Annotated in this window: 23 protein-coding genes and 1 riboswitch; of the genes, 12 read left to right on the top strand and 11 right to left on the bottom strand. The window is 72.9% G+C overall.

The genetic code is table 11. The features are described from left to right. Positions 1–87 precede the first annotated feature (87 nt). Entirely contained in the window at positions 88–1,062 is a 975-nt protein-coding gene (locus ACL00U_RS06715; protein ID WP_412873979.1) for an NUDIX domain-containing protein, read from the bottom strand. 69 nt (positions 1,063–1,131) lie between these two features. Next, a riboswitch (TPP riboswitch) is annotated at positions 1,132–1,227 on the top strand. Between ACL00U_RS06715 and thiM the strand changes: the two genes are divergently transcribed. From thiM to thiD, 3 genes are all read left to right on the top strand, one after another. Further along, a complete protein-coding gene (gene thiM / locus ACL00U_RS06710; protein ID WP_071251597.1) occupies positions 1,216–2,082 on the top strand; it encodes a hydroxyethylthiazole kinase in 867 nt (288 codons plus the stop codon). Its footprint overlaps the riboswitch before it by 12 nt. Beyond that, positions 2,079–2,825, top strand: a complete 747-nt coding sequence (thiE, locus tag ACL00U_RS06705; RefSeq protein ID WP_071251596.1) for a thiamine phosphate synthase — start codon at positions 2,079–2,081, stop codon at positions 2,823–2,825. Before thiM ends, thiE begins: the two co-directional genes overlap by 4 nt. After that, positions 2,822–4,315, top strand: coding sequence for a bifunctional hydroxymethylpyrimidine kinase/phosphomethylpyrimidine kinase (gene thiD / locus ACL00U_RS06700; protein WP_412873978.1), 1,494 nt, complete (start codon positions 2,822–2,824; stop codon positions 4,313–4,315). The genes thiE and thiD overlap by 4 nt, the downstream gene beginning before the upstream one ends. A gap of 59 nt (positions 4,316–4,374) precedes the next feature. Here the strand turns inward: thiD and ACL00U_RS06695 are convergent, their stop codons facing one another. The 4 genes from ACL00U_RS06695 to ACL00U_RS06680 form a co-directional block, all read right to left on the bottom strand. Continuing rightward, positions 4,375–4,884 (bottom strand): metallophosphoesterase family protein, encoded by a 510-nt coding sequence (locus tag ACL00U_RS06695; protein WP_071251594.1) that lies wholly within the window; start codon positions 4,882–4,884, stop codon positions 4,375–4,377. Beyond that, positions 4,881–5,351 (bottom strand): MarR family winged helix-turn-helix transcriptional regulator, encoded by a 471-nt coding sequence (locus ACL00U_RS06690; protein WP_017886585.1) that lies wholly within the window; start codon positions 5,349–5,351, stop codon positions 4,881–4,883. The genes ACL00U_RS06695 and ACL00U_RS06690 overlap by 4 nt, the downstream gene beginning before the upstream one ends. Before the next feature lie 83 nt (positions 5,352–5,434). Further along, entirely contained in the window at positions 5,435–5,896 is a 462-nt protein-coding gene (locus ACL00U_RS06685) for a VOC family protein (protein WP_042537368.1), read from the bottom strand. A gap of 22 nt (positions 5,897–5,918) precedes the next feature. Further along, the gene (locus tag ACL00U_RS06680; protein ID WP_071251593.1) at positions 5,919–6,215 is read right to left on the bottom strand and encodes a GNAT family N-acetyltransferase; all 297 of its coding nucleotides are present in this window, start codon (positions 6,213–6,215) and stop codon (positions 5,919–5,921) included. A 77-nt stretch (positions 6,216–6,292) separates the two neighbouring features. Here ACL00U_RS06680 and ACL00U_RS06675 point away from each other — a divergent pair, with 77 nt between their 5' ends. Continuing rightward, positions 6,293–6,928: an NADPH-dependent F420 reductase gene (locus ACL00U_RS06675; RefSeq protein WP_017886582.1), complete on the top strand. Its 636-nt coding sequence runs from the start codon at positions 6,293–6,295 to the stop codon at positions 6,926–6,928. A 172-nt stretch (positions 6,929–7,100) separates the two neighbouring features. Here ACL00U_RS06675 and ACL00U_RS06670 read toward each other — a convergent pair whose 3' ends face one another. Beyond that, positions 7,101–8,069 carry an aldo/keto reductase gene (locus ACL00U_RS06670; RefSeq protein WP_140447930.1) on the bottom strand — a complete coding sequence of 323 codons (969 nt, stop codon included), beginning with the start codon at positions 8,067–8,069 and terminating at the stop codon, positions 7,101–7,103. A 385-nt stretch (positions 8,070–8,454) separates the two neighbouring features. Between ACL00U_RS06670 and ACL00U_RS06665 the strand changes: the two genes are divergently transcribed. Beyond that, positions 8,455–8,967: a hypothetical protein gene (locus tag ACL00U_RS06665; RefSeq protein ID WP_042537373.1), complete on the top strand. Its 513-nt coding sequence runs from the start codon at positions 8,455–8,457 to the stop codon at positions 8,965–8,967. 179 nt (positions 8,968–9,146) lie between these two features. Here the strand turns inward: ACL00U_RS06665 and ACL00U_RS06660 are convergent, their stop codons facing one another. Further along, on the bottom strand, positions 9,147–10,004 hold the full coding sequence (locus ACL00U_RS06660; RefSeq protein ID WP_017886578.1) for a LysR substrate-binding domain-containing protein: 858 nt from the start codon (positions 10,002–10,004) through the stop codon (positions 9,147–9,149). Positions 10,005–10,188: 184 nt separating this feature from the next. Between ACL00U_RS06660 and ACL00U_RS06655 the strand changes: the two genes are divergently transcribed. After that, complete coding sequence (locus ACL00U_RS06655) at positions 10,189–11,511, top strand: MFS transporter (protein ID WP_017886577.1); 1,323 nt, start codon at positions 10,189–10,191, stop codon at positions 11,509–11,511. A gap of 177 nt (positions 11,512–11,688) precedes the next feature. On the opposite strand, the gene ACL00U_RS06650 is transcribed toward ACL00U_RS06655, so the two are convergent. Further along, positions 11,689–12,336, bottom strand: a complete 648-nt coding sequence (locus ACL00U_RS06650; RefSeq protein ID WP_263137324.1) for an NAD(P)-dependent oxidoreductase — start codon at positions 12,334–12,336, stop codon at positions 11,689–11,691. A gap of 108 nt (positions 12,337–12,444) precedes the next feature. Between ACL00U_RS06650 and ACL00U_RS06645 the strand changes: the two genes are divergently transcribed. Both ACL00U_RS06645 and ACL00U_RS06640 read left to right on the top strand, forming a co-directional pair. After that, positions 12,445–12,807, top strand: a complete 363-nt coding sequence (locus tag ACL00U_RS06645; RefSeq protein WP_071251590.1) for a winged helix-turn-helix transcriptional regulator — start codon at positions 12,445–12,447, stop codon at positions 12,805–12,807. A 65-nt stretch (positions 12,808–12,872) separates the two neighbouring features. Further along, positions 12,873–13,904 carry an NADPH:quinone reductase gene (locus ACL00U_RS06640; RefSeq protein ID WP_412873977.1) on the top strand — a complete coding sequence of 344 codons (1,032 nt, stop codon included), beginning with the start codon at positions 12,873–12,875 and terminating at the stop codon, positions 13,902–13,904. 103 nt (positions 13,905–14,007) lie between these two features. On the opposite strand, the gene ACL00U_RS06635 is transcribed toward ACL00U_RS06640, so the two are convergent. Both ACL00U_RS06635 and ACL00U_RS06630 read right to left on the bottom strand, forming a co-directional pair. Further along, on the bottom strand, positions 14,008–14,193 hold the full coding sequence (locus ACL00U_RS06635) for a hypothetical protein (protein WP_017886573.1): 186 nt from the start codon (positions 14,191–14,193) through the stop codon (positions 14,008–14,010). 41 nt (positions 14,194–14,234) lie between these two features. Beyond that, positions 14,235–15,044 (bottom strand): GAF domain-containing protein, encoded by an 810-nt coding sequence (locus ACL00U_RS06630; RefSeq protein WP_140447925.1) that lies wholly within the window; start codon positions 15,042–15,044, stop codon positions 14,235–14,237. Positions 15,045–15,157: 113 nt separating this feature from the next. Here ACL00U_RS06630 and ACL00U_RS06625 point away from each other — a divergent pair, with 113 nt between their 5' ends. Continuing rightward, positions 15,158–16,054, top strand: coding sequence for a patatin-like phospholipase family protein (locus ACL00U_RS06625; protein ID WP_071251586.1), 897 nt, complete (start codon positions 15,158–15,160; stop codon positions 16,052–16,054). Continuing rightward, on the top strand, positions 16,051–18,084 hold the full coding sequence (locus ACL00U_RS06620) for an alpha/beta fold hydrolase (RefSeq protein ID WP_412873976.1): 2,034 nt from the start codon (positions 16,051–16,053) through the stop codon (positions 18,082–18,084). The genes ACL00U_RS06625 and ACL00U_RS06620 overlap by 4 nt, the downstream gene beginning before the upstream one ends. A 61-nt stretch (positions 18,085–18,145) precedes the next feature. Here ACL00U_RS06620 and ACL00U_RS06615 read toward each other — a convergent pair whose 3' ends face one another. Continuing rightward, the gene (locus ACL00U_RS06615; RefSeq protein ID WP_412873975.1) at positions 18,146–19,351 is read right to left on the bottom strand and encodes a glycosyltransferase; all 1,206 of its coding nucleotides are present in this window, start codon (positions 19,349–19,351) and stop codon (positions 18,146–18,148) included. Positions 19,352–19,413: 62 nt separating this feature from the next. On the opposite strand from ACL00U_RS06615, the gene ACL00U_RS06610 reads away from it, so the two are divergent. Together ACL00U_RS06610 and ACL00U_RS06605 are read left to right on the top strand one after the other, a co-directional pair. After that, complete coding sequence (locus tag ACL00U_RS06610) at positions 19,414–20,310, top strand: UbiA family prenyltransferase (RefSeq protein WP_307358991.1); 897 nt, start codon at positions 19,414–19,416, stop codon at positions 20,308–20,310. After that, complete coding sequence (locus tag ACL00U_RS06605; RefSeq protein ID WP_071251583.1) at positions 20,307–21,746, top strand: phytoene desaturase family protein; 1,440 nt, start codon at positions 20,307–20,309, stop codon at positions 21,744–21,746. The genes ACL00U_RS06610 and ACL00U_RS06605 overlap by 4 nt, the downstream gene beginning before the upstream one ends. Positions 21,747–21,758: the final 12 nt, after the last annotated feature.

The raw sequence follows: 21,758 nt of genomic DNA, 5'->3' as shown, positions 1-21,758 counted from the left end.
CGGAGGGCCAGCGTACCGGCAAGCGAGCGACGGGCGCTCCGTCGACATCCGGAACACGGCGCGTCGGTCCCCGCGGCCGAGCTGGCCTCAGAGCTGGTCGCGCAACCAGGACGGCCCGTGGACGGTCGCGCCGAGGGCCTCGACGCGGTCACGGAGCTCGCGGTCGGCCGTCACGACGACGACCGGCCCGTCACCGGCCCGGACCGCTGCCCGGGCGGACTCGACGATTGCGTCGTCGCCGGAGGCAGGGGCACGGACGACGTCGACAGCACCGGTGGCGGCGCCGGTGCTGGTGGCCGTGCCAAGGCCGGTGCCAGTGCCGGTGCCAGTGCCAGTGCCGTTGTCTGGGTCCGCGGGCTCCGCGGAGCCAGCGGCACGGGCCTCGCCCTCGAGCACCACGGTCCACCGGGGCCACCACCGTGCGAACGGCAGGTCGAGCAAGGTCGCGGACACCCCGCCCGCGGCGAGCGCCGACACCTGTGCCAGCAGCCGTGACGCGGCACCGGCTCGGTCCTTCCACCACCCGTCGGGCACGCTGCCGACGACGTTCGCCGCGTCGACGACGACGTGCGGGGTGGTCGCGACCGTGGCGCGGAGCGCCGGCCACGACCTGCCGAACCCGGGGTGCAGGGGCAGGTCGTCGACCTGGTCGATCGGGATCCACGACAGCGCGAGGCTCTCGCGGTCGGCGATGACGGGTTCGAAGGGTCGGGAGGCGCGCCCCACGACGGTCGTGTAGGTCCAGAACCCCAGGTCGAGCAGCGCCGTGTGGCGCAGGGCGATCGCGTCGTCGGGGACGCCGGCTTCTTCGGCGGACTCGCGGAGGGCGGCGGTCACGGCTGCTTCGCCCTGGTGCCGTGCGCCGCCGGGGATGCCCCAGGTGCCGCCGTGGTGGCTCCACTCGACGCGGTGCTGCAGGAGCACGCGGCCGGCGCCGTCGTCGACGAGCAGGCCGGCGGCGCCGAAGCGTCCCCACGCCTTGGTGCCGTCGGGGCCGACCGCCCAGGCGTCACCGGGGTCGCGGGGGCCGGGTGGGGGCCCGGGAGGCGTTGCGTCTGGCACGGGTCCAACCCTGGCACACGGTGCCCGGAGCGGGCCTCGAAGTGGTCACCGGGCGTCGTGTACGGTGTCGCTCGAGACACGGGGTGCCGCATCCAGCGGCTGAGATCACACCCGTCGAACCTGCTCGAGCTCGTACTCGCGAAGGGATCGTCCATGGAAACCGCTGCGCCCTCCCCTGCCTGGGCCCACCGAACCGCCGAACTGCTCGAGGCCGTGCGTGCCCGGGCCCCGCTGGTGCAGTGCATCACGAACACCGTCGTGCAGAACGTCACGGCGAACGTGCTGCTCGCACTCGGGGCCTCGCCCGCGATGGTCGACGTGGCGACCGAGGCGGGGCCGTTCGCCCGGGTCGCGGACGCCCTGCTGGTGAACACCGGCACTCCGCACGCCGAACCGCGGGTCGCCGCGCTCGAGGCCGTGCACGCCGCCCGGGACGCGGGCACTCCGTGGGTCCTCGACCCGGTGGCGGTCGGCTCGCTGCCGGTGCGCACCGCCCTGGCGCGGGACCTGCTCGCGTTGCACCCGACGGTGCTGCGGGGCAACGCCTCCGAGGTGCTCGCCCTGCTCGGCGACTCGGCCGGTGGCCGCGGGGTCGACAGCACCGTGGGCACGGAGGACGCCCGGGTCGCGTCCGTCACTGCTTCGGACGGGAGGCTCGTGGCCGCGGTGGCCGTGTCGGGGGCGGTCGACCTGCTGGTCGCGCCGGGCATCGGTGTGGTCCGGGTGGCGAACGGGACCGACCTGCTCACGCGGATCACCGGTGGCGGGTGTGCGCTCGGCGCGGTCGTCGCCGCGTTCACGTCGGTCGCGCCGGAGGACGCGGGTGCCGCTGCCGTCGCTGCCACCGCCGTGCACACGATCGCCGCGGAGCTCGCGGCACGGGACGCCGGTGGGCCGGGGACCTTCCAGCCGCTGTTCCTCGACCGGTTGGCGTCGCTGACCCCGGAGGATGTCGTCCGCGAGGCCCGGATCACGGTCGAGACGGCTCCTGCGGTCGACACCCGGGCGGTGTCGGCATGAGCGGGCTGCAGTCCGCCGGGTTCGGCGTCTACCTGGTGACCGACGGCGCCCTGGCCGACCGGCACGGCATCGGGGTGCTCGGGGTCGTCCGCGCCGCCGTGCACGCCGGGGTCCGGATCGTGCAGGTGCGGGACAAGGACGCCTCGGCGCGTGACCTGTTGGCGCTCACCGCCGCGGTCGCAGACGCCGTCGGGGACCGTGCGACCGTGGTCGTCGACGACCGGCTCGACGTGGCCCTCGCCGCTCGGCACGCCGGACACCGGGTCGCGGGCGTGCACCTCGGCCAGTCCGACGTCCCCGTGGCCGTCGCCCGCGCCCTGCTCGGAGCGGACGCCCACGTGGGCCTCACGGCGAACACGCTCGCGCACCTGGCCGTCGTCGAGCGGCTCCCCCGCGGCACCGTCGACCTGCTCGGTGTCGGGGTCGTGCACCCCACGGCGACGAAGGCCGACCACCCGCCGGCCCTCGGCCACGACGGGTTCGCCCGGCTGGCCGCCGCGACCGACGTGCCGTGCGTGGCGATCGGTGGGGTGACCCTCGACGACGTCGTGCCGCTCCGGGCAGCCGGTGCCGCGGGCGTCGCGATCGTGTCGGGCATCTGCGCCGCGGCCGACCCGGGGTCCGCGGCGGCGGCGTACGTGGCCGCCTGGGGCCCTGGAACCGGCCACGGGGCGGAGGCGGGGCGGCTCGCAGAAGGTGTACCGGTCCTCCCAGTCTTCACGCGGCGCGGGGCGGACGCATGAGCGTCCCGCGGGTGCTGAGCATCGCCGGGACCGACCCGACGGGCGGGGCCGGGATGCAGGCGGACCTCAAGGCGATCGCCGCACATGACGGGTACGGCATGGGCGTCGTGACGGCGCTCGTCGCGCAGAACACGCACGGGGTGCGGTCGGTGCACGTGCCGGACGTCGGGTTCCTGCGGGAGCAGCTCGACGCGGTGTCGGACGACGTGGTGGTCGACGCGGTGAAGATCGGGATGCTCGGCACCGTCGACGTCGTGCGGGTCGTGACGGACTGGCTGCGGGAGCACCGGCCGCCGGTGGTCGTCGTCGACCCGGTGATGGTGGCGACGAGCGGGGACCGGCTGCTCGACGAGGACGCGGCCGCAGCCGTGGGGGCGCTGTTCGCGCTCGCCGACCTGGTGACCCCGAACCGGGCCGAGCTGGCGGTGCTGGCGGAGCTGGCCGGGTCCGGTGCGGCTGGTCCTGGTGCGGCTTCGTCGGCGGCTTCGTCGGCGTCGTCGCTGGATGCCGCGCGTGCCGTGGCGGCGCGGTGGGACGTCCTCGTGCTGGCGAAGGGGGGCCACGACGAGGGACCGACGTCGGACGACGTGCTCGTGGCGCCGGACGGCACCGTGCGGGTGTTCACGGGTCCCCGGGTCGCGACGACGAACACGCACGGCACCGGGTGCTCGCTGTCCAGTGCGATCGCGACGCTCGCCGCGCGGCACGGCGACTGGGAACTCGCGCTCGGGGTGGCGAAGGAGTGGCTGACGGCGGCGCTCCGCGGAGCCGACGCCCTGTCGGTGGGCAGCGGCAACGGTCCGATCGACCACGGCGCGCTGACTCGAGCCGCCCTGCCGGCGCTGTCGTACACGGACGTGTGGTGGGCGGACGCGGCGACGGTGCTGCAGGAGACGATCGACTGCGCGTTCCTGGTGGGGCTCCGGGACGGGACGCTCGAGCCGGAGGTGTTCGCCAGGTACCTGGCGCAGGACGTCCACTACCTGCGGGCGTACGAACGGCACCTGGCGGCGCTCGGGGTCGGTGCTACTGCTGCCGGTGCTGCTGCGTTCTGGGCAGCGGCTGCGCAGGGGTGTGCCGACGAGGCGCGCGACCTGCACCACCGTCGGCTGGCCGGCTCGCACGCCGACGATCCCGTGCACCCCACGTGCGCCGGGTACCTCGCGCACCTGCAGGAGGCCGCCGACGCCGGCTCTCAGGCGGTGCTGGCCGCCGCGGTGCTGCCGTGCTTCCGGGTCTACGCCTGGGTCGGCTCGCAGCTCGGCGTCGCGCAGGACGGGCACGCCTTCGCCGACTGGATCACGGCGTACGGGGACCCGGGGTTCGCGGCGTCGAGCGCCGAGGCGACCCGGCTCGTCGAGGAACTCGCCCGTGCGGCGACGCCCGACGAGCGGGGGCGGATGGCGCGGGCGTTCCGGCGGTCGACAGCATGGGAGCTCGCCTTCTTCCGGATGCCGACGGCCGCACACGACGCCTGGGTCTCGCGCTGACGGACGGTCCTCGGGCGACTTCCCCGAGGACACGCCTCGGGGCCGGGTCTCGGGTGGGACTAGCGGGCGACCGGGGGCAGCCGCACCAGCTCGACGGACAGCACGGCACCGCTGACCGTGCCGCGCATCCACGTGTGGTCGGGCTGGCGACGGCGGTCGGTCGGCGAGCCCGGGTTCAGCAGGCGCATCCCCGACGGCGCCACGGTGTCCCACGGGATGTGCGAATGGCCGAAGACGAGCACGTCGGTGTCGGGGTACTCGGCGTCCATCCGGCGTTCCCGGCCGGTCGACGCGCCGGTCTCGTGCACCAGGGCGAACCGCAGGTCCTCGACCCCGAAGCGGGCGACGAGCGGCAGGCGGTCGTCGAACTCCGGGCCGTCGTTGTTGCCCCGCACACCCTCGAACCGTCGGGACCGCGCCTGCACGGCGTCGAGGGTGGCGAGGTCGATCCAGTCCCCCGCGTGCACCACCAGGTCGGCGGCGTCGATGTCGTCCCACAGCCCGGACGGCAGGTCCTTCGCGCGCTTCGGCAGGTGGGTGTCGGACAGCAGGACGAACGACGTCGTCACGGCTCGGTGGGTGCTGGCATCGGGAGCCCGGCCTCGTCCGCGGCACCGAGGCGCTCCAGCAGCCCGGCGAGGAGCGCGATGTCGTCGTCCGACCAGTCGGCGAGCCGTTCGTCGAGCGCGTCGCGGTGCAGCTGCACGGACCGCTCGAGCGCCGCGCGGCCGGCGTCGGTCACCTCGAGGGGCTTCGCGTTGCCGCTGCCACCGTCGGTCGTCCGCACCAGCCCGGTCGCCAGGAGCCCGGACAGCTGCCGCGAGATCGTCGAACGGTTCAGCCGCAGGTACCGGGCGATGTCGATGGCCATGCAACCCGGGTGCTGCACCACGAAGTCGACGAGGGACTGGTCGACGACGCTCAGCACCTGGTCCGAGCCCCGGGCACGGATGCTCGCCCGACGGGTGATGCGGGCCAGCTCGGTGTACGCCCTGCTGATGTCGCTGTTCCGGACCTTGGAGCTCGGGTGGTCCATGGTGGCTCCAGCCTGTCGGTGCCGGCGCCGGCCGGCGGTCTTCTCGTCCGGTCACCATACCGGCGGGTCGGCCTGGAGTGCGGTCAGTGACCGGCGGCCGCGGCCTGCAGCGCCGGGATGTCCAGCTTGACCATCTGCATCATGGCCTCGAAGACCCGAGCGTTGGCATCGGGGTCACCCGATCCGCTCATCAGCTCCCCCAGCATCGACGGGGTCACCTGCCACGCCAGACCCCAGCGGTCGGTGAGCCATCCGCACGCCATCGGGCTCCCGCCGTCGGCGAGCAGGGCGTCCCACAGGCGGTCGAGCTCGTCCTGGGTGTCCACGTCGACCTGGAACGAGACCGCGTCGGTGTGCGGGTGGCCGGGACCGCCGTTCATCGCGCGGTACGGGGTGCCGAGCAGGGTGAACTCGACGACGAGGGCGCGGCCGTCCGGCATCCGGCTGACGCTGTCGACGCGGCTGTCGGGGAACAGTCCGACGTAGTACTCGGCGGCTTGTTCGGCCTGGTCGTCGTACCACAGGAACGGTGTGATGGCGGGCACGGGGAGCCCCTTCGTTCGGTGCTCAGTCCGCGGCGCTGCGACTGAGCAGGTCGGCCTTCTCAGGGTGGTCGTCGAACCACTTGCCGACGAACCAGCACATCGGGACGATGCGCTTCGTGGTCGTCGACTCGACGTCGGCGACCGCGTACTCGACGAGCTGCGCCGCGTAGCCGTGGCCGCGGTGCTTCGGGACCGTGTACGTGTGCGGGAACGCCACGGCGTCACCGTTCACCCGGTAGTCGAGCACGCTCACGAGCTCGCCGCCGACGTACATCGCGTAGCGGTCCTGATCGGTCTCGTCGCGGAACTCGTGGTCCATGCCCGCCATCATGCTCCGAGCGGGCGCGTCGTGCCGTCAGGGGAATGGGCGGCGTCCGGCAGACGTTGCCCGGACACATGACAACCATCGGAATCATCGGCGCCGGCAACATCGGATCCCAGCTCGCACGACTCGCGGTACGGAACGGCCACCAGGTCGTCATCGCGAACTCCCGCGGCCCGGAGACCCTGACCGACCTGGTCACGGAACTCGGCGACTCGGCACGCGCGGCGACCCGCGACGAAGCAGCTGCAGCGGGCGAGATCGTCGTCGTGACGGTCCCCCTCGCCGCGATCGAGACGATCCCCGTCGAACCCCTGGACGGCAAGGTCGTCATCGACACGAACAACTACTACTGGGAGCGCGACGGCCACATCCCCGCACTCGACGACCAGTCCACCACCACCGCGGAGATGCTGCAGGACCACCTGCCCGGTGCCCTGGTCGTCAAGGCGTTCAACCACATCGCCGCCGACGACCTGACCGGCCACGCGACGCCCGCCGGCACCCCGGACCGCCGTGCCCTCGTCATCGCCGGCGACGACGACACCGCCAAGCAGACCGTCACCGAACTCATCGACGCGTTCGGCTTCGACGTCGTCGACGCCGGGCCCCTCGCCGAGGGCTGGCGCATCCAGCGGGACACCCCCGGCTACGGCCCGCGGCTGACCGTCGCCGAGATGCGCGACGCCCTGGCCGCCGCCACCCGCTAGTCCCGCTGTTCCACGGCTCGGCGCAGCAGCATCACCACCGCCGCCGCGCAGCCGCCGTTTCGCGCTGAGCGACACCCCACGGGCCCCACCGCCCGTGAGCGGTCGCTCAGCGCGAAACACCCAGCGCTAGGTACCCAGCGCGAAACACCCAGCGCGACCCGACCGCGCCCGCTCAGGCCCGGTCGAAGATCGTCGTCATGTCGGCGATGTCGTCCTCGGTCGGCGTCCAGGTGGTCCCCGCCTCGACGTTCTGCGTGATCTGCTCCGGCTTCGTCGCCCCCGCGATGACGCTCGACAGCCCCGGCTGCGCCAGGAGCCACGCGAACGTCGCCTGCAGCATCGTGACGCCACGGTCGTCGCAGAACCGCTGGTAGTCGTCGAGGACCTCCCACGGTGCGGCCTCGAGCAGCTGCGGCTTCGAGGTCGTCAGCCGCCCGTCGGCCGGGCCGCCCGCCTTCGTGTACTTGCCGGTGAGCAGCCCGTTGTACAGCGGGAAGAACGGCAGGAACCCGAGCGCGTACGCCCGCACGGCCGGCAGGACCTCGGCCTCGGCGGCCCGGGCGAGCGGGCTGTACTCGTTCTGCGCGGACACGAACGCCGTGGTACCGGCGATCGACGCCGTGAGCTCCGCCTCGGCGATCTGCCACCCCGCGAAGTTCGAGTGGCCGACGTACCGGATCTTGCCCTCGCGGACCAGGTCGTCGAGGACCGACAGGGTCTCCTCGATCGGCGTCACGTCGTCGGGCCGGTGCATCTGGTACAGGTCGATCCAGTCCGTCCCGAGGCGCCGGAGCGACGACTCGACGGCGAGCCGCACGTACCGGCGGGATCCGCGGACGCCCCAGTCCGGACCGTTCGCGCCCTGCATGTCCATGCCGAACTTCGTGGCGAGGACGATCTCGTCGCGCCGACCGCGGATCGAGCGTCCGAGCATCTCCTCGGACATGCCCGGCACGCCGCCGTAGATGTCGGCGGTGTCGAAGAGCGTCACCCCGGCGTCGAGGGCCGCGGACACGACGGCGTCGGTGCCTTCCTGCGACTCGGACGCGGTGCCCCGCCGCCCGAAGTTGTTGCAGCCGAGGCCGACGGTGGAGACGACGAGCCCGGAGGGGCCCAGTGGACGGTGTTCGATTCCGGTCATGCCCCGAACGTACCGGCGACCCCGAACCGGGGCTGCGACCCCCGCAGCGGTTGCCGCTACGACTGAGCACGGATCAGTCGACGGAGAGGAGCGCCGCAGTGGCAGCGCATCGCATGCCCGAATCGGACCGTCCCGGTCGGCCCGTCCCGGCCTGGGTGACCGCGCCGCCCGTCGACGAGGTCGCCCCCGAGCGGGTCGCCGCCGCCGGTCACGTGAACGCCTCCGGCCGGGAGGCCCGCCCCACCCCCGCCTCGTCGCGCGCCGCCCACGCGGCGCCGGTCCGACCGACCACGGTCACCGGGTCGGCCCGATCGGCTCCCGGACGCCCCGACGCTTCGCCCACCAGCAGGCCGCCGCACGGTCGGCCGACCCCGCCCCCGCACAGGTGCTCGGCCCCGCTCCCGCCCGGTCGTTCGACACCGTGCTGCACGCCGCGGCGTCCCCCGCCGACGCGACCACGGTCGTGACCGCGCCGACCCCGGTGCCGCGGTGTGGTGGCGGGGGCGATGCGTGCCTCCCGACCGAGCTGCTGGAACAGCCCGTGCCCGGAGCCGCCGCACCGGAGCCGCGCCGTGCACTCGGCGCGACCGCCGGGGCGGGGCTCGGTGCCGTCGCCGGCATCGCGACGATCGGTCTGGCCGCCTGGTGGTTCACCGCGCCGTCGACCGTGCACGGCGTCGGCGTAGTGCTCGGACTGCTCGCGCTGGTGGTCTCAATCGTGGCGCTGCGCGACCGGACAGCCACGTGGCAGCGGCCGGTCGCGCTGCTCGGCGCCGTGCTCGGTGGTGTCGGCACCGTCGTGCTGCTGTGGGCGGTCGCCGCGGCGCTGCTGCCGCTCGCGGGGGTGACACTGTCGGACGTCACCGGAACCGGCGTGACCCCGACGCTCGCCCCGTAGCGCCGCGACCGCTCAGACGCCGGCGTCTCGGTGCGACGCCCCGGGGACGTCGAGACGCCCCCGAAAGCCGCGGCGTATCGATGACTCTGCGGCGTCGATGGAACACGCCGGCGTCTCGCAGCACGCACCGGGGGCGACACACCGGCGTCTGAGCGCTGGCGGACGCAGGTCGCAACCGCTCAGACGGCGCGGACGACCCCGCGCGACAGGATCGCGTTCGTCAGGGCGTCGATCGGCTCCCGCTGCACCGTCGGGTTCGCGATGAGGACGTAGTCGACCGCGGGCAGGTCGGGCAGCCCGAGCCGCTGCGACACCTTCACCAGGTCCGCCGGGATGAGCGAGTGCGGGAACACCGCGACGCCGATGCCCGCGCGCACCGCGGCCAGCACCCCGTTCACGTCGCGGGTGTTGCAGGTGATCCGCCAGGTGCGGCCGGCGGCCTCGAGCGCGTCGATCGCCATCTGCCGGCTGATGCTCGGCGCCTGGTACGCGATGAGCGGCACGGGTTCGCCGGGTTCCAGGGCGATGCCGTCCTGCGCCATCCACACCATCTGGTCGGTGGCGACCCGGGTACCCTCGGCCGACTCCCCCGCCGTCTGCTTGATGAACACCAGGTCGAGCTGACCGGCGTGCACCCGCCGGAGCAGCGGCGACGACTGGTTCACCGTGAGCTCGAGGTTGACCTGCGGGTGCAGCCGCCGGAAGTCCCGCAGGATCCGGGGCAGCTGGGTGATGGCGAGGTCGTCCGCAGCGCCGAACCGGAGTCGTCCGCGGGTTGCCGCGCCGGAGAAGTAGGCGTCGGCGGTGGCGTGTGCGGCGAGGATCGTCCGCGCGAACCCCGCCATCGCGTCCCCGTTGTCGGTGAGCGCGACGCCACGGGTGTCCCGGGCGACCAGGGTGCGTGCCACCGCGGTCTCCAGACGCCGGACGTGCTGCGACACCGTCGGCTGGCTGATGCCGAGCCGGGTGCCGGCCTGCGTGAAGCTGCCGGTCTCCGCCACGGCAAGGAACGTCTGCAACAGGACCGGATCGAGCACAGGGCACCTCGTTCGTTCGCGCGGGCGTTCGAGCTGTCGTTCGAGCAGCCACCCATGCGGGCGTTCGCGCGGTCATTCGACATCGCAATGGACTGATAGCCACCATAGGGGTATCGAATGGCTCGGCACCACGTAGTTTCGTTGGGGTACCAGATCCACACCGACGTCCGGAGAACCCCGCACCGTGAGCGCGTCACCGACGACCCTCCCCCCGCCCACCGAACCGCTCCCGATCCAGGCCACGCGACCGCCGTGGCGCCACACGCTCATCGCCCTGTCCGTGCCGAACTTCCGGCTGTTCACGGCGACGAACCTGGTCGCGATGACCGCCGGCTGGATGCAGCGCATCGCCCAGGACTGGCTCGTGCTGCAGCTGACCGGCTCGGTCGCGCAGGTCGGCATCACGGTCGCCTGCCAGTTCGCGCCGATGCTGCTGTTCGGCCTGCTCGGCGGCGTGCTGGTCGACCGGTTCTCGAAGCGCGCGCTCATGATGATCACGCAGGGCGTCTTCGCCGTGCTGTCCGCTCTGCTCGCCGTGCTGACGCTCGCCGGCGTCGTCGAGGCGTGGCACATCTGGGTGATCGCGTTCCTGGTGGGCATGGTCACCGTGATCGACAACCCGGCCCGGCAGGTGTTCGTCACCGAGATCGTCGGGCACAAGCACCTGCGGAACGCCATCAGCGTGAACTCGTCGGTGTTCCAGCTCGGCGGCATGATCGGTCCGGCCCTGTCGGGGGCTCTGCTCGTCGCGGTCGGTGCCGGCTGGTCGTTCGGCGTGAACGCGATCGCCTGTGTCGCCGTCGTCGTGACGCTCGGGTTCCTGAAGGTCTCCGAACTGCACCGCACGCCCCCGGCACCGCGGGGCAAGGGGCAGCTCGTGGAGGGCCTCCGCTACGCCGTCAACAAGCCGACGATCATCGTGCCGGTGATCCTCGTGGCGTTCTTCTCGGTGTTCGCGTTGACGATGCCGGTGCTGCTGTCCGCCTTCGCGTCACAGGTGTACGACGTCGGCGCCGGTGGCTACGGGGTGTTCAACTCCGCCGTCGCGATCGGCGCCCTGGTCGGCGCGCTGCTGTCCACCCGGCGGGCGGTCGTGCGGCTCCGCACCATCGTCGGCGGGGTGTTCTGGACGGGCGTGCTGCTCGTCGTGTCGGGGTCGATCCCCGCGATCGCGCCGTTCACCGTCGCGCTCGTGGCCGTGGGGATGTCGCAGCTGCTGTTCCAGACCGCGTCGAACTCGCTCGTGCAGCTGTCGTCGAACGTGGCGATCCGCGGCCGGGTGATGTCGCTCTACGTCCTGGTGCTGCTCGGTGGACAGGCGATCGGCGGCCCGCTGATGGGCCAGGTCGTCGACCGCTTCGGTGCGCACGTGGGGATGATGGTCGCCGGTGGCGTGCCGGCTGCGGCCGCCGCGGTGATCGCGCTCGTGCTCGCCCGCCGAGGGGGCCTGCACCTGGCGGTGCGGATGCGACACCACCTGCCGGTGCCGGCGATCGTCGCGCACTGACGCGGGACTTCGCGGTGACCACCCGCCGGCCGGGAGGCCCGTGGCGGCCCCGCCCCGCGCCTCCCGTCCGCCCCTTGGTCGCGCCAGGCCGTACGCAAAACACCGGTGTCCACGCTCGACGCCGCGGAATCCCGCGGTGTGTTGCGCGAACACCGGTGTCCCGCGAGGGGCAGTGCCTCAGTAGGCGACGCCGAAGCGCGTCTGGTGGTGCGCCGGGGTGACGATCTCGTCGACGAACGCGATCGCGTAGTCGGCGCCGGAGATGTCCGAGTTGCCCGCGGCGTCGGCGAGCAGGACCTCGTCCGAGGCGCGGTAGGTGCCGCGGCGCTCGCCCGGGTTGTAGCTGCCGAAGGCCGCGGCGGGGCTCACGTAGAACCAGTCGACCTGGGTGTCCGAAGCGCGGAGGGCGTCGAGGATCTGCGCGTGGCTCTTCGCCTCGCCCTTGAAGGCGTCCGGGAAGCCGTCGGTGTCGAAGAGGCGGGGGCCGTCCTCGGACACGCGCATCGAGCCGGCACCGCCGACGATGCCGAGCCGCGCGCCAGCCGCGGCGGCGGCGTCGACGAAGTGCTGGAACTTGTCCTTCAGCTCGCTGCCGTCGGCCTGCACGGCGTGGAGCGAGACGACGACGACGTCGGCACCCTTGGTGACCTCGGACACGAAGTCGGCGTCGAACGCGTCGCCCTGCGCCAGGGTGAGGCCCTCGGCCGGCTCGAGCTTGCTCGTGTCGCGGGCGACCGCGGTGACGGTGAGGCCGCGGGAGAGGGCCTCGTGGGTGATGGCGGAGCCGGCGTAGCCGGTGCCTCCGAAGACGACGATGTTGGTCATGGTGTTCCCTTCGTGGACGTGCTGGGCGTCGGTGACGTTGACAGTCACCGTACAAGAGTTACTCTCTTTGAGTAAGTAGGCACCTGGCGGTGCGTTTCGGAGGACACCATGTCAGCACTCGAGTACAGCCCCTACGCGGCGGACTGCCCCAGTCGGCAGCTGCTCGACCGCATCGGCGACCGCTGGAGCGTGCTGACGATCGGCGTCCTCGCCGACGGTCCCGCACGGTACTCGGCGGTGGCGGCCCGGGTGCAGGGGGTCTCGCAGAAGATGCTCACCCAGACCCTGCGGGCACTCGAACGCGACGGCATGGTCACGCGCACGGTGTTCCCCGAGATCCCGCCGCACGTGGAGTACGAGCTGACCGAACTCGGACGGTCCCTGCGCACGGTCCTCGTGCCGCTGGAGGACTGGGCGACCTCGCACATGCCCGACGTCGCGGTGGCGCGCGAGGGGTACGACGCGCGCTGAGCTCCGGCGCGCAGCGCTCCGGCGCACTCGGAATCCCCGACGGTGACGAGTGGTTGCCTGGGGACATGCGATCGATCGTCTACACGAAGCCCGGTGCCAGCAGCGTCCTCGAACTCGTCGAGCGGGAGATCCCGGAACCCGGCGCGGGAGAGGTCCGCGTCCGCGTCGTCGTCTCCGGCGTCAACCCGACCGACTGGAAGGCCCGCGCCGGCGGCACCTACGGCGACGGCCTGCCCTTCGCCGAGATCACGCCGAACCAGGACGGCGCCGGTGTGGTCGACGCCGTGGGCCCCGGTGTCGAGGGACTGGCCGTCGGTGACCGCGTCTGGCTGTTCATGGCGGCGGCGTCACGGCCGACCGGCACCGCGCAGGAGTACACCGTCGTCCCCGAGTCCCGCGTGGTCCCACTGCCCGACGGCATCTCGTTCGACGTCGGCGCCGCGCTCGGGGTCCCCGCGATGACGGCGCACCGAGCCCTCACCACCCACGAGGACGGCCCCGCCCGACTCGGCCCCGGTGCCCTGGACGGCTTCACCGTGCTCGTCGCCGGCGGTGCCGGCGCCGTGGGGCACGCCGCGATCCAGCTCGCCCGCTGGGCCGGAGCGACCGTCATCACGACGATCAGCTCGGACGCGAAGGCAGCGCTGGCGACGGCGGCCGGCGCGCACCACATCGTCAACTACCGCGAGGAGGACGCCGCCGAGCGCATCCGGTCGATCGCGCCCGACGGCGTCGACATCGTCGTCGAGGTCTCGATCCCGCAGAACGCCACACTCGTCGCCGACGTGCTGGCGAACCACGGCGTCGTGTCGATCTACGCGAACAACGGCGGGGACGAGGCGAGCCTGCCGATCCGGCCGAACATGACCGTGAACGCCCGCTACCAGTTCCTGCTGCTCTACACGATCGGTGACGAGGCGCTGTCCGCTGCGGCCGAGGACGTCACCGAGGCGCTGCACGACGGCGTACTGCCGGTCGGCGAGGACGCCGGACTGCCGCTCACCCGGTTCGCGCTCGAGGAGACCGCCCGGGCGCACGACGCGGTCGAGCAGGACACGGTCGGCAAGGTGCTCATCGACGTGACCGAGGCGCCGTAGCCGCGACACCGGATCCCACTCCGGGTCCGGCTCCGGCTCGGCGGACGACGAACGGCTCCCACGCATGCGTGGGAGCCGTTCGTGGTGGACGGTGCGGGAGGGGTCAGCGCCCCAGACGCGCAGCGATGGCAGCGGTGACCCGGATCCGGGCTGCTGCGCGCTCGCGCTCGATGTTGGCGGCGATGACGTCGAGGTCTTCGTAGTCGGCGTCGGTGGTGGTGTCGTTCCAGTTCGGTGAGGAGATCCGGGCACGCCCGAACGACGGCGGAGCAGGGTTCACGGTCGTCATGGGGGCATCGTACGTCGAGCGTCCGACAGAGCGTGTGAGCATCACGGGCCTTTCCTTGGATTGCGGTCGCGCTCGGGGAACGAGTAGGTCAGCGAGAACGCGACGGCCATGAACGACGCCATCATCGCGATGTTCTTGGCGTCGAGTTCGGTGAAGGCGTCGGGCACCGGGGAGTCGACGGTGAGCATGCCGAACGAGTACTGGTCGGACCGGATCACCACCGACACGTACGAGGAGTACCGCGGTTCGAAGCCCGGCACGTCCTGGTCGACGTCGACGTCGGCGGAGCGGTCGCCGACGATCCGGGGTGATCCCCCGACCAACACCCACTCGAGGTTGCGGTCGCCGTAGGGCGTGCCCGCGCGGAAGACACCGGCGGTGTCGCCGGCGCCGGCGTGACCGATCGGCTCGAGCGCCCGCAGATCGGTGGACAGCTGGTAGACGTTGGCGCGGACGTCGGGCACCTTCGGCAGCAGGTAGAACGCCAGGGCCACGGCGACGCGGTCGGCGACGACGGAGAGTTCGCCGTGGCGCTCGGACCGGCGCAGTTCGGTGAACCGGACGAGCCGGGTGGCGATCTGACCGAACGCGTACCGGACGGCCGTCGACTGCTCGAGCTCCGCCGCGGTGGCGTTGTCCTCGGCCACCGAGCGCGCGGCGTCGCTGCGCCGGGTCCGGACCACCTGCACCGTCACCGCGGCGACGAGCACGACGAGCCCGAACGCGACGAGCGAGAGTCGGACCGCCGGGGCGACGAACAGGTTGGGCAGCTGGAACGCGGCGGTGGGCGCAGCAGCCACCACGATCGGCCACACGACCGTGCCGACCCGTCCTGAACGCTGATGCCCCATGACCACGACGCTAGGTCACGCCACCGACTCGGTCGGAGTTGTCCACAGGTCGGTTCTCCACAGGATCCGACGGCCTCCACCAGCCCGTCGCACGCAGCTGGTAAGCAGGACCCATGACCGACGTCAGCACGCCCGTTCCCGGATCCAGAGCCCTCGTCCTCGGTGGCGGAGGTGTCGCCGGCATCGCCTGGGAAGTCGGCGTCCTCGTCGCCCTGCAGGAAGCCGGCGTCGACCTCGACGCCGCCGACCTGGTCGTCGGCACGAGCGCCGGCAGCGTCGTCGGCGCCTTCGTCCGGAACGGTGCCGTCCAGCAGGCCCACGACCAGCAGCACAGCCCGGCCCCGACGACCTACGAAGAGCCGGCACCGATCGACGTCGAAGCCGTGCAGCAGCACATCGGCGCAGCACTACAGGGCGCGACCGACGAACAGGACGCCCGCGCTCGACTCGGCCAGGCCGCCCAGCAGGTCGTCGGCGGGCAGAGCGACGACGAGCGCATCGTGACCTTCGGCGAGACGCTCCCGTCCACCGAGTGGCCGGAGAAGCCCCTCGCCGTCACCGCGGTCGACGCCACCGACGGCACCTTCCGCCTGCTGACCGCAGCGGACGGCGTCCCGCTCCCCCGCGCGGTCGCCGCCAGCTGCTCGGTGCCCTTCGTGTGGACCCCCGTCAGCATCGACGGCCGCCCCTACGTCGACGGCGGTGTCCGCTCCGGCACCAACGCCGATGCCGCCGCCGGGTACGAGCGGGTCCTCGTCATCGCCTGCGGACCCGAAGGGCCGTCTCCGTGCGGACCCTGGCTCGACGTCGCGGTCGAGGCCCTGCGCGCCGGTGGCTCGTCGGTCGAGGTCGTCGTGGCCGACAGCGCGTCCCAGCAGGCCTTCGGCACGAACTCGCTCTCGCTCGCCACCCAGGCGCCGTCGGCCGAGGCCGGCCACGCCCAGGGCACCGCGGTCGCCGAGCAGATCGCCGCCTTCTGGGCCGAGGACCTGGCGAGCGTGCACGCATGAGCGCCCCGTTCTCCGACCTCGACCAGTACATCGCGCTCCCCCGCGTCGACGGCATCGACGTCAGTCCGGACGGCACTCGCGTCGCCCTGACGGTCAGTGCACTCGATCCGGACGGCACCGGTTCCCGCCGGTCCATCTGGCAGGTGCCCACGTCGTCGACCGACGACAGCCGGTCCGCTGCGCGCCCGGTCCGCCTCACCCGTTCCGCCAAGGGCGAGGGCGGCATCGCCTTCACCCGCACCGGCGACCTGCTCTTCGTCTCCGCCCGGCCAGACGCGGACGCCAGCGACCTCGAGGCGGCACAGCTCTGGGTGCTGCCCGCCGCGGGTGGCGAGGCCCGCCCGCTCACCCGTCTCGCCGGGGGTGTCGGTGGCGTCCTGGCCACCGCGTCGTCGTCGGACGTCGTCGCGCTGACCGCCGACCTGCTGCCGGGGGCCGGTTCCGACCCGTCGACGGTGCTCGAGGCCGACGCCGGGCTCCGGAATACCCGCAAGGACAAGCACGTCCGCGCGATCCTGCACGAGACCTACCCGGTGCGGTACTGGGACCACGACCTTGGTCCGGCCCAGACCCATGTCCTGACGCTCGACACGGCCGGCGGCGCGGACGAAGTCGCTCAGCCCGTGGACCGCACGCCGTCCCCCGGCCGCTCCCTCGACCACGTCAGCGGAGCGCTCACCCCCGACGGATCGGTCCTGCTTGCAGCCGTGGGTGTCCGGGAGGCCCGTGGACACCGCTCGACGCTCGTCACCATCGACCTGTCCAGCGGCCACCGCACGGTGCTGTTCGACGACGTCGACGTCGACCACGAGATGCCGGCGCTCAGCCACGACGGTCGGGCGATCGCCTGGGTCCGCACCGTCCGCTCCACCCCCGCCGGTGCGAACCAGCAGGAGGTCTGGACGGCCGGCATCGACGGCTCCGACGCCCGCCGCATCGCGACCGACTGGGACCGTTGGCCAAGCGAGCTCGTGTTCGAGCACGGCGACGGGGCGCTCCTGGCGGTCGCCGACCAGGACGGCCGCGCGCCGGTCTTCCGCATCCCGCTCGACGGCGGCGCCGTCGAGCAGCTGACGCACGACGACTGGGCGTACTCGAGCCTGCGCGTGGCGGAGGCGACGGGCGTGGTCGTGGCACTCCGGGCCTCCTGGGCGGCGCCGCTGCACCCCGTGCGGATCGCGACGGACGGTACGGTGACCGCGCTGGCGACGCCGGCGCCCCTGCCGGACGTGCCCGCCCACCTGGAAGAGGTCGAGACGACCGCTGCCGACGGTGCCCGTGTGCGCGGCTGGCTGGTCGTACCCGAAGGCGACGGGCCGCACCCGCTCGTCCTGTGGATCCACGGTGGGCCGCTCAACTCCTGGAACCAGTGGTCGTGGCGGTGGAACCCGATGCTGCTCGCGGCACGCGGGTACGCCGTGCTGCTGCCGGACCCCGCGCTGTCCACCGGTTACGGGCTCGACTTCGTGAACCGCGGCTGGAACGCCTGGGGGCAGGCGCCGTACACCGACCTGATGGCGATCACCGACGTGGTCGAGGCCCGAGCCGACATCGACGCCTCCCGCACCGCGGCGATGGGCGGGTCGTTCGGCGGGTACATGGCGAACTGGGTCGCCGGGCACACCGACCGGTTCCGGGCGATCGTCACCCACGCCAGCCTGTGGGCGCTCGACCAGTTCAACGGCACGACGGACTCGTCGCAGTACTGGTCGTCGATCTTCGACGCCGACGGGATCGCGGCGAACGACCCGCACCGGTTCGTGGGCGACATCACGTCACCGATGCTCGTCATCCACGGCGACAAGGACTACCGGGTGCCGATCGGCGAGGGGCTGCGGCTGTGGTCCGAGCTCGCGGAGCACCACGCGGCGCCGGACGGCTCGATGCCGCACCGGTTCCTGTACTTCCCGGACGAGAACCACTGGGTGCTCTCCCCGCAGCACGCCGTGGTCTGGTACGAGACGGTGTTCGCGTTCCTCGGGCAGCACGTGCTCGACCAGGAGTGGGAGCGACCCGAGCTGCTCGGCTGAGCGACACGTCCGGACCGAAGGAGCAGCCGCCGACGATCCCTGCCCGCGCCGCGACCACGGCTCAGAGGGCTTCGAGCACGTCGAGCGCCCGCTCGACCCCGTGCTCTGCCCGCATCCGTCGACCCACGTCGGCGGCACGGTCGCGGCGGGTCAGGGCATCGCGCATCGCGGGTTCGAGCGTGCCCGCCGACACGCGACGCAGCGGAACCGGAGCGGCGGCCACGCCCTGTTGGTGCAGCTGAGCGGCCCAGAACGGCTGGTCCGCGGTGACGGGCACGACGACCGCGGGCACGCCGGCGCGGGCAACGGCGTGCGCGGTACCGGCCCCGCCGTGGTGCAGGGCGAGCGTCGCGCCCGGCAGCACCGCGTCGAACGGCGTCGACCCCACCGCCAGCACGTCGGGGCCACGGAGCTCAGCCGGCAGCGCGAGGCCGCCCGCCCCGGTGACGAGCAGCACCCGGAGGCCGTGGGAACGGGCAGCCGTGACGATCGCAGACCCTCGAGCCGCTGCGTCCCGCGCCGTCCCCGTCGCCATGGACCCGAGCGAGGCGACGATGAAGCGACCGGCCCGCAGGAAGTCGCCGACCTCGGGGTCGAGTGACGCCGACGGTGTCGCCTCGTACCAGGCCCCCGTCTGGTGCACCCGCTCGGGCCAGTCGTCGGGCCGCGGGAGCAACGCGGGACTCACAGCCATGAGCGTCGCACGCGACGGCGACCGCCGCGCGGGACGACGGCCGCCCGGCAACTCGGCGGCGGCGCGCACCACGTCGGCGTCGAAGAGACGGGCGACGGCGCGGGGGACGGCGTAGGTGGACCGGTTGCGCGGGCCGAGGTCTCGGGTCGCCGTCGGGCCTCCGGCGGCGGGGAAGCGCTCGCTCGGGGTCGCCACGGGTGCGAACTCCACCAGCACGCGGGGGACGCCGAGCGCGTCCGCCACCATCGGAGCGCTCAGGATCAGCGGGTGGTGCACCACCACGCCGGGGCCGAAGTCGACGCTCTCCCGCACCGCGGCCGCGAGCATCCGGCGCATCGCAGGACGCACCTCGGTGCGCAGGTGGTGCGCGAGCACTCGAGGGGTGCGCCGGACAGGGAACAGCACCCGGTGCGCGTCCAGGCCGAGGCGCACGGTGTCGACACCGTCAGGCGCGACCGCGTCGTCCGGCAGCGCCAGCCGCACCTGGTGTCCGCGGGACAGGGCACGTCGTGCCAGTGCGGCGAAGGGCTCGACGTCGCCGCGGGTGCCGGCGGTGAGCAGCATCATGCGCATCCGACCAGTGTGGCGGGGAAGCCGGCGCCCGGCGTCACCGTCGGCCGGGTACGCTCGGGCCCGTGATTGACGGACTCGAGCGGATCCCGCGAACCGCGCTGTCCGGGATCGGACCGGCCGTGCGCCGGCTCCTGCTCATCTCGCGACCGGTGCTGTGGATCAACACCATCGGCTCCGGGCTCGTTGCCGTGTGGCTCACCGGCGCGCTGTTCGACGTGCGGGCGTTGCCGCTCATCCTGTGGCTCACCCTGCCGTTCAACCTGCTCATCTACGGCGTCAACGACATCTACGACCAGGACACCGACGCGGCCAACCCCCGCAAGGGGTCGATTGAGGGTGCCAGGATCCGACAGTCCGAGGTGCGACTGATCGCCTGGGCCGTCGCGGTCGTGAACGTCCCGTTCCTCGTCTACTTCTCCATCGCACTGCCGCCGCTCGCGAACGCGGTGATCCTGCTCTACGCGGGTGTCTTCGTCTTCTACTCCGCACCGCCGCTGCGGTTCAAGGCGCGGCCGTTCCTCGACTCGCTGAGCAACGCCGCGTACGCGCTGCCGCTGGTCATCGTCCCCGCGGCGCTCTCGGTAACCCCGGTGTGGCCGGCTGCCCTCGGCCTGATGGCGTGGAGCGTGGCCAAGCACGCCTTCGACGCGGTGCAGGACATCGAGGAGGACCGCCGTGCGGGCATCACCACCACCGCGGTCCGGCTCGGCGCGCGCGGGACGGCATGGTGGAGCGGGTCCTGGTGGATCGCCTCGACGGCACTCTTCGCCGTGGTGAGCGTGCCCGTGGCCGCAGTCAACCTGCTCATCGCCGGCATCCTGGTGGTGTCCCTGCTTCGTGATCCGACGCCGGAGACCGGTCACCGCCTGTACCGTCTGTCGGTCGCCTTCCCGTACATCGCGGGGTCGTTCGTCGGGGTGCTCCTCATGGTGTCGATCGTGTTGGGAGGCCGCTCGTGAGCCGCATCGTCGTGGTCGGGGGCGGGATCGGCGGCCTGACCGCCGCCGCGCTGCTCGCACGTGCTGGCCATCGGGTCACCCTGCTCGAATCCTCCGCAGAGCTCGGCGGCAAGAGCCGGCGCATCCACCTGGGTGCGGACCGGATCGACACCGGCCCGTCGTTGATGACGTTCCCCGCCGTGTGGGACGAGTTGCTGCGGCGACTCGGCGACGGCGCGGACGCGGGCGCACCCGAGCGCACTCGCGATGCCGGTCACCTCGACCTGGTGCGGATGCCCGAGGTCGGTCGCTACTACCACGACGGCGAGGAGACCTCGCTGCCGGTGGCGCCCGACCACCCGTGGTACCCCGCCTGGCGCCGGTTCTCGGACCTGCACGCCCCCCTCGCCGACGACGTGACCGAGCTGCTGCTCGCCGACCCCCTCGACCGCGCGGCCCTCCCGGCGCTCCGTCGGCTCCTGGCCGTCTACGGTTCGCGACTCACGACGCGCGCCTACCTGGACGGCTTGCCGTGGCTGCCGGACGGGCTGCGCGAGATCATCGCGATCCACACCCTCAACGCGGGCGTCTCGCCGGCACGCACCCCGGCCCTCTACGCGAGCATGCCGGCGATCATGGCGGAGACCGGTGCCTGGGTGCCGCGCGGCGGGATCTACGAGATCGTGCTCGCGCTGGCCCGGCTGGCCGAGGCCGCCGGAGCCGAGGTGCGCACCGGCGAGGCCGTCACCCGCATCGAGCGCGGGTGGGTCACCACCGAGGTCGGGCGGTACCCGGCCGACCTCGTCGTCAGCGCCGTGGACGCCGACCGGCTCACCACACTGACGGGCCCGTCGCGGATCCCACCGCTCCCCCGTCTGCGTCCGCGCACCCTCTCCTGCTCGGCCGTCGCGGTGTACGGCGTCCTCCGCCAGGAGTTGCCGGCGGACCTCGCGGCGCACAGCGTGGTGCTCCCGACGAAGCCGGCGGCACTGCACCGCAGCCTGGAGGCCGGCGACGAGCCGGCGGACACCATGGTGTTCGTCAACCAGTACCGCGCGGGCGAGGTGTACCCGAACGGGCGCAGCACCGCAGGGATCCTGCTCACCGCGCCCGCCGACGGCGGTCACTACACGGCGGAGCACCCCTTCGTGCGGCGCGAGGTCGACCGTGTCTCCCGCGCGATGGGACTCGACGGGCCCCTCACCGACCTGCTCGACGAGCAGGTCGTGCTCGATCCGCAGTACTACGGCGAGGGCGGCGAACCACACGGGGCGCTCTACGGAGCGGCACGTCCGCCGTGGCTGAGCGGGCCGTTCCACCGTCCCTCGTACAACGACCCCTGGCGGCCCTGGCTGTGGCGGGTCGGTGCGTCGGTCCACCCCGGCGGCGGCGTCCCGGCGGTGGTGGGTGGCGCGATGATCGCGGTGAACCGGCTGCTCAAGTCGACACCGGCCTGACACGAACGAGCG

It is taken from the genome of Curtobacterium poinsettiae, from assembly GCF_047226435.1.
In the GTDB taxonomy this organism is placed as follows: domain Bacteria; phylum Actinomycetota; class Actinomycetes; order Actinomycetales; family Microbacteriaceae; genus Curtobacterium; species Curtobacterium poinsettiae.
This window is presented reverse-complemented; position numbering and strand designations above follow the sequence as displayed.

Bases quoted from the DNA above. Each gene is read 5' to 3' on its own strand.
- thiM (WP_071251597.1), top strand. From the start codon at position 1,216: ATGGAAACCGCTGCGCCCTCCCCTGCCTGGGCCCACCGAACCGCCGAA.
- thiE (WP_071251596.1), top strand. From the start codon at position 2,079: ATGAGCGGGCTGCAGTCCGCCGGGTTCGGCGTCTACCTGGTGACCGAC.
- thiD (WP_412873978.1), top strand. From the start codon at position 2,822: ATGAGCGTCCCGCGGGTGCTGAGCATCGCCGGGACCGACCCGACGGGC.
- ACL00U_RS06690 (WP_017886585.1), bottom strand. From the start codon at position 5,351: ATGGACCACCCGAGCTCCAAGGTCCGGAACAGCGACATCAGCAGGGCG.
- ACL00U_RS06680 (WP_071251593.1), bottom strand. From the start codon at position 6,215: ATGGACCACGAGTTCCGCGACGAGACCGATCAGGACCGCTACGCGATG.
- ACL00U_RS06675 (WP_017886582.1), top strand. From the start codon at position 6,293: ATGACAACCATCGGAATCATCGGCGCCGGCAACATCGGATCCCAGCTC.
- ACL00U_RS06670 (WP_140447930.1), bottom strand. From the start codon at position 8,069: ATGACCGGAATCGAACACCGTCCACTGGGCCCCTCCGGGCTCGTCGTC.
- ACL00U_RS06650 (WP_263137324.1), bottom strand. From the start codon at position 12,336: ATGACCAACATCGTCGTCTTCGGAGGCACCGGCTACGCCGGCTCCGCC.
- ACL00U_RS06645 (WP_071251590.1), top strand. From the start codon at position 12,445: ATGTCAGCACTCGAGTACAGCCCCTACGCGGCGGACTGCCCCAGTCGG.
- ACL00U_RS06640 (WP_412873977.1), top strand. From the start codon at position 12,873: ATGCGATCGATCGTCTACACGAAGCCCGGTGCCAGCAGCGTCCTCGAA.
- ACL00U_RS06635 (WP_017886573.1), bottom strand. From the start codon at position 14,193: ATGACGACCGTGAACCCTGCTCCGCCGTCGTTCGGGCGTGCCCGGATC.
- ACL00U_RS06630 (WP_140447925.1), bottom strand. From the start codon at position 15,044: ATGGGGCATCAGCGTTCAGGACGGGTCGGCACGGTCGTGTGGCCGATC.
- ACL00U_RS06625 (WP_071251586.1), top strand. From the start codon at position 15,158: ATGACCGACGTCAGCACGCCCGTTCCCGGATCCAGAGCCCTCGTCCTC.
- ACL00U_RS06620 (WP_412873976.1), top strand. From the start codon at position 16,051: ATGAGCGCCCCGTTCTCCGACCTCGACCAGTACATCGCGCTCCCCCGC.
- ACL00U_RS06615 (WP_412873975.1), bottom strand. From the start codon at position 19,351: ATGCGCATGATGCTGCTCACCGCCGGCACCCGCGGCGACGTCGAGCCC.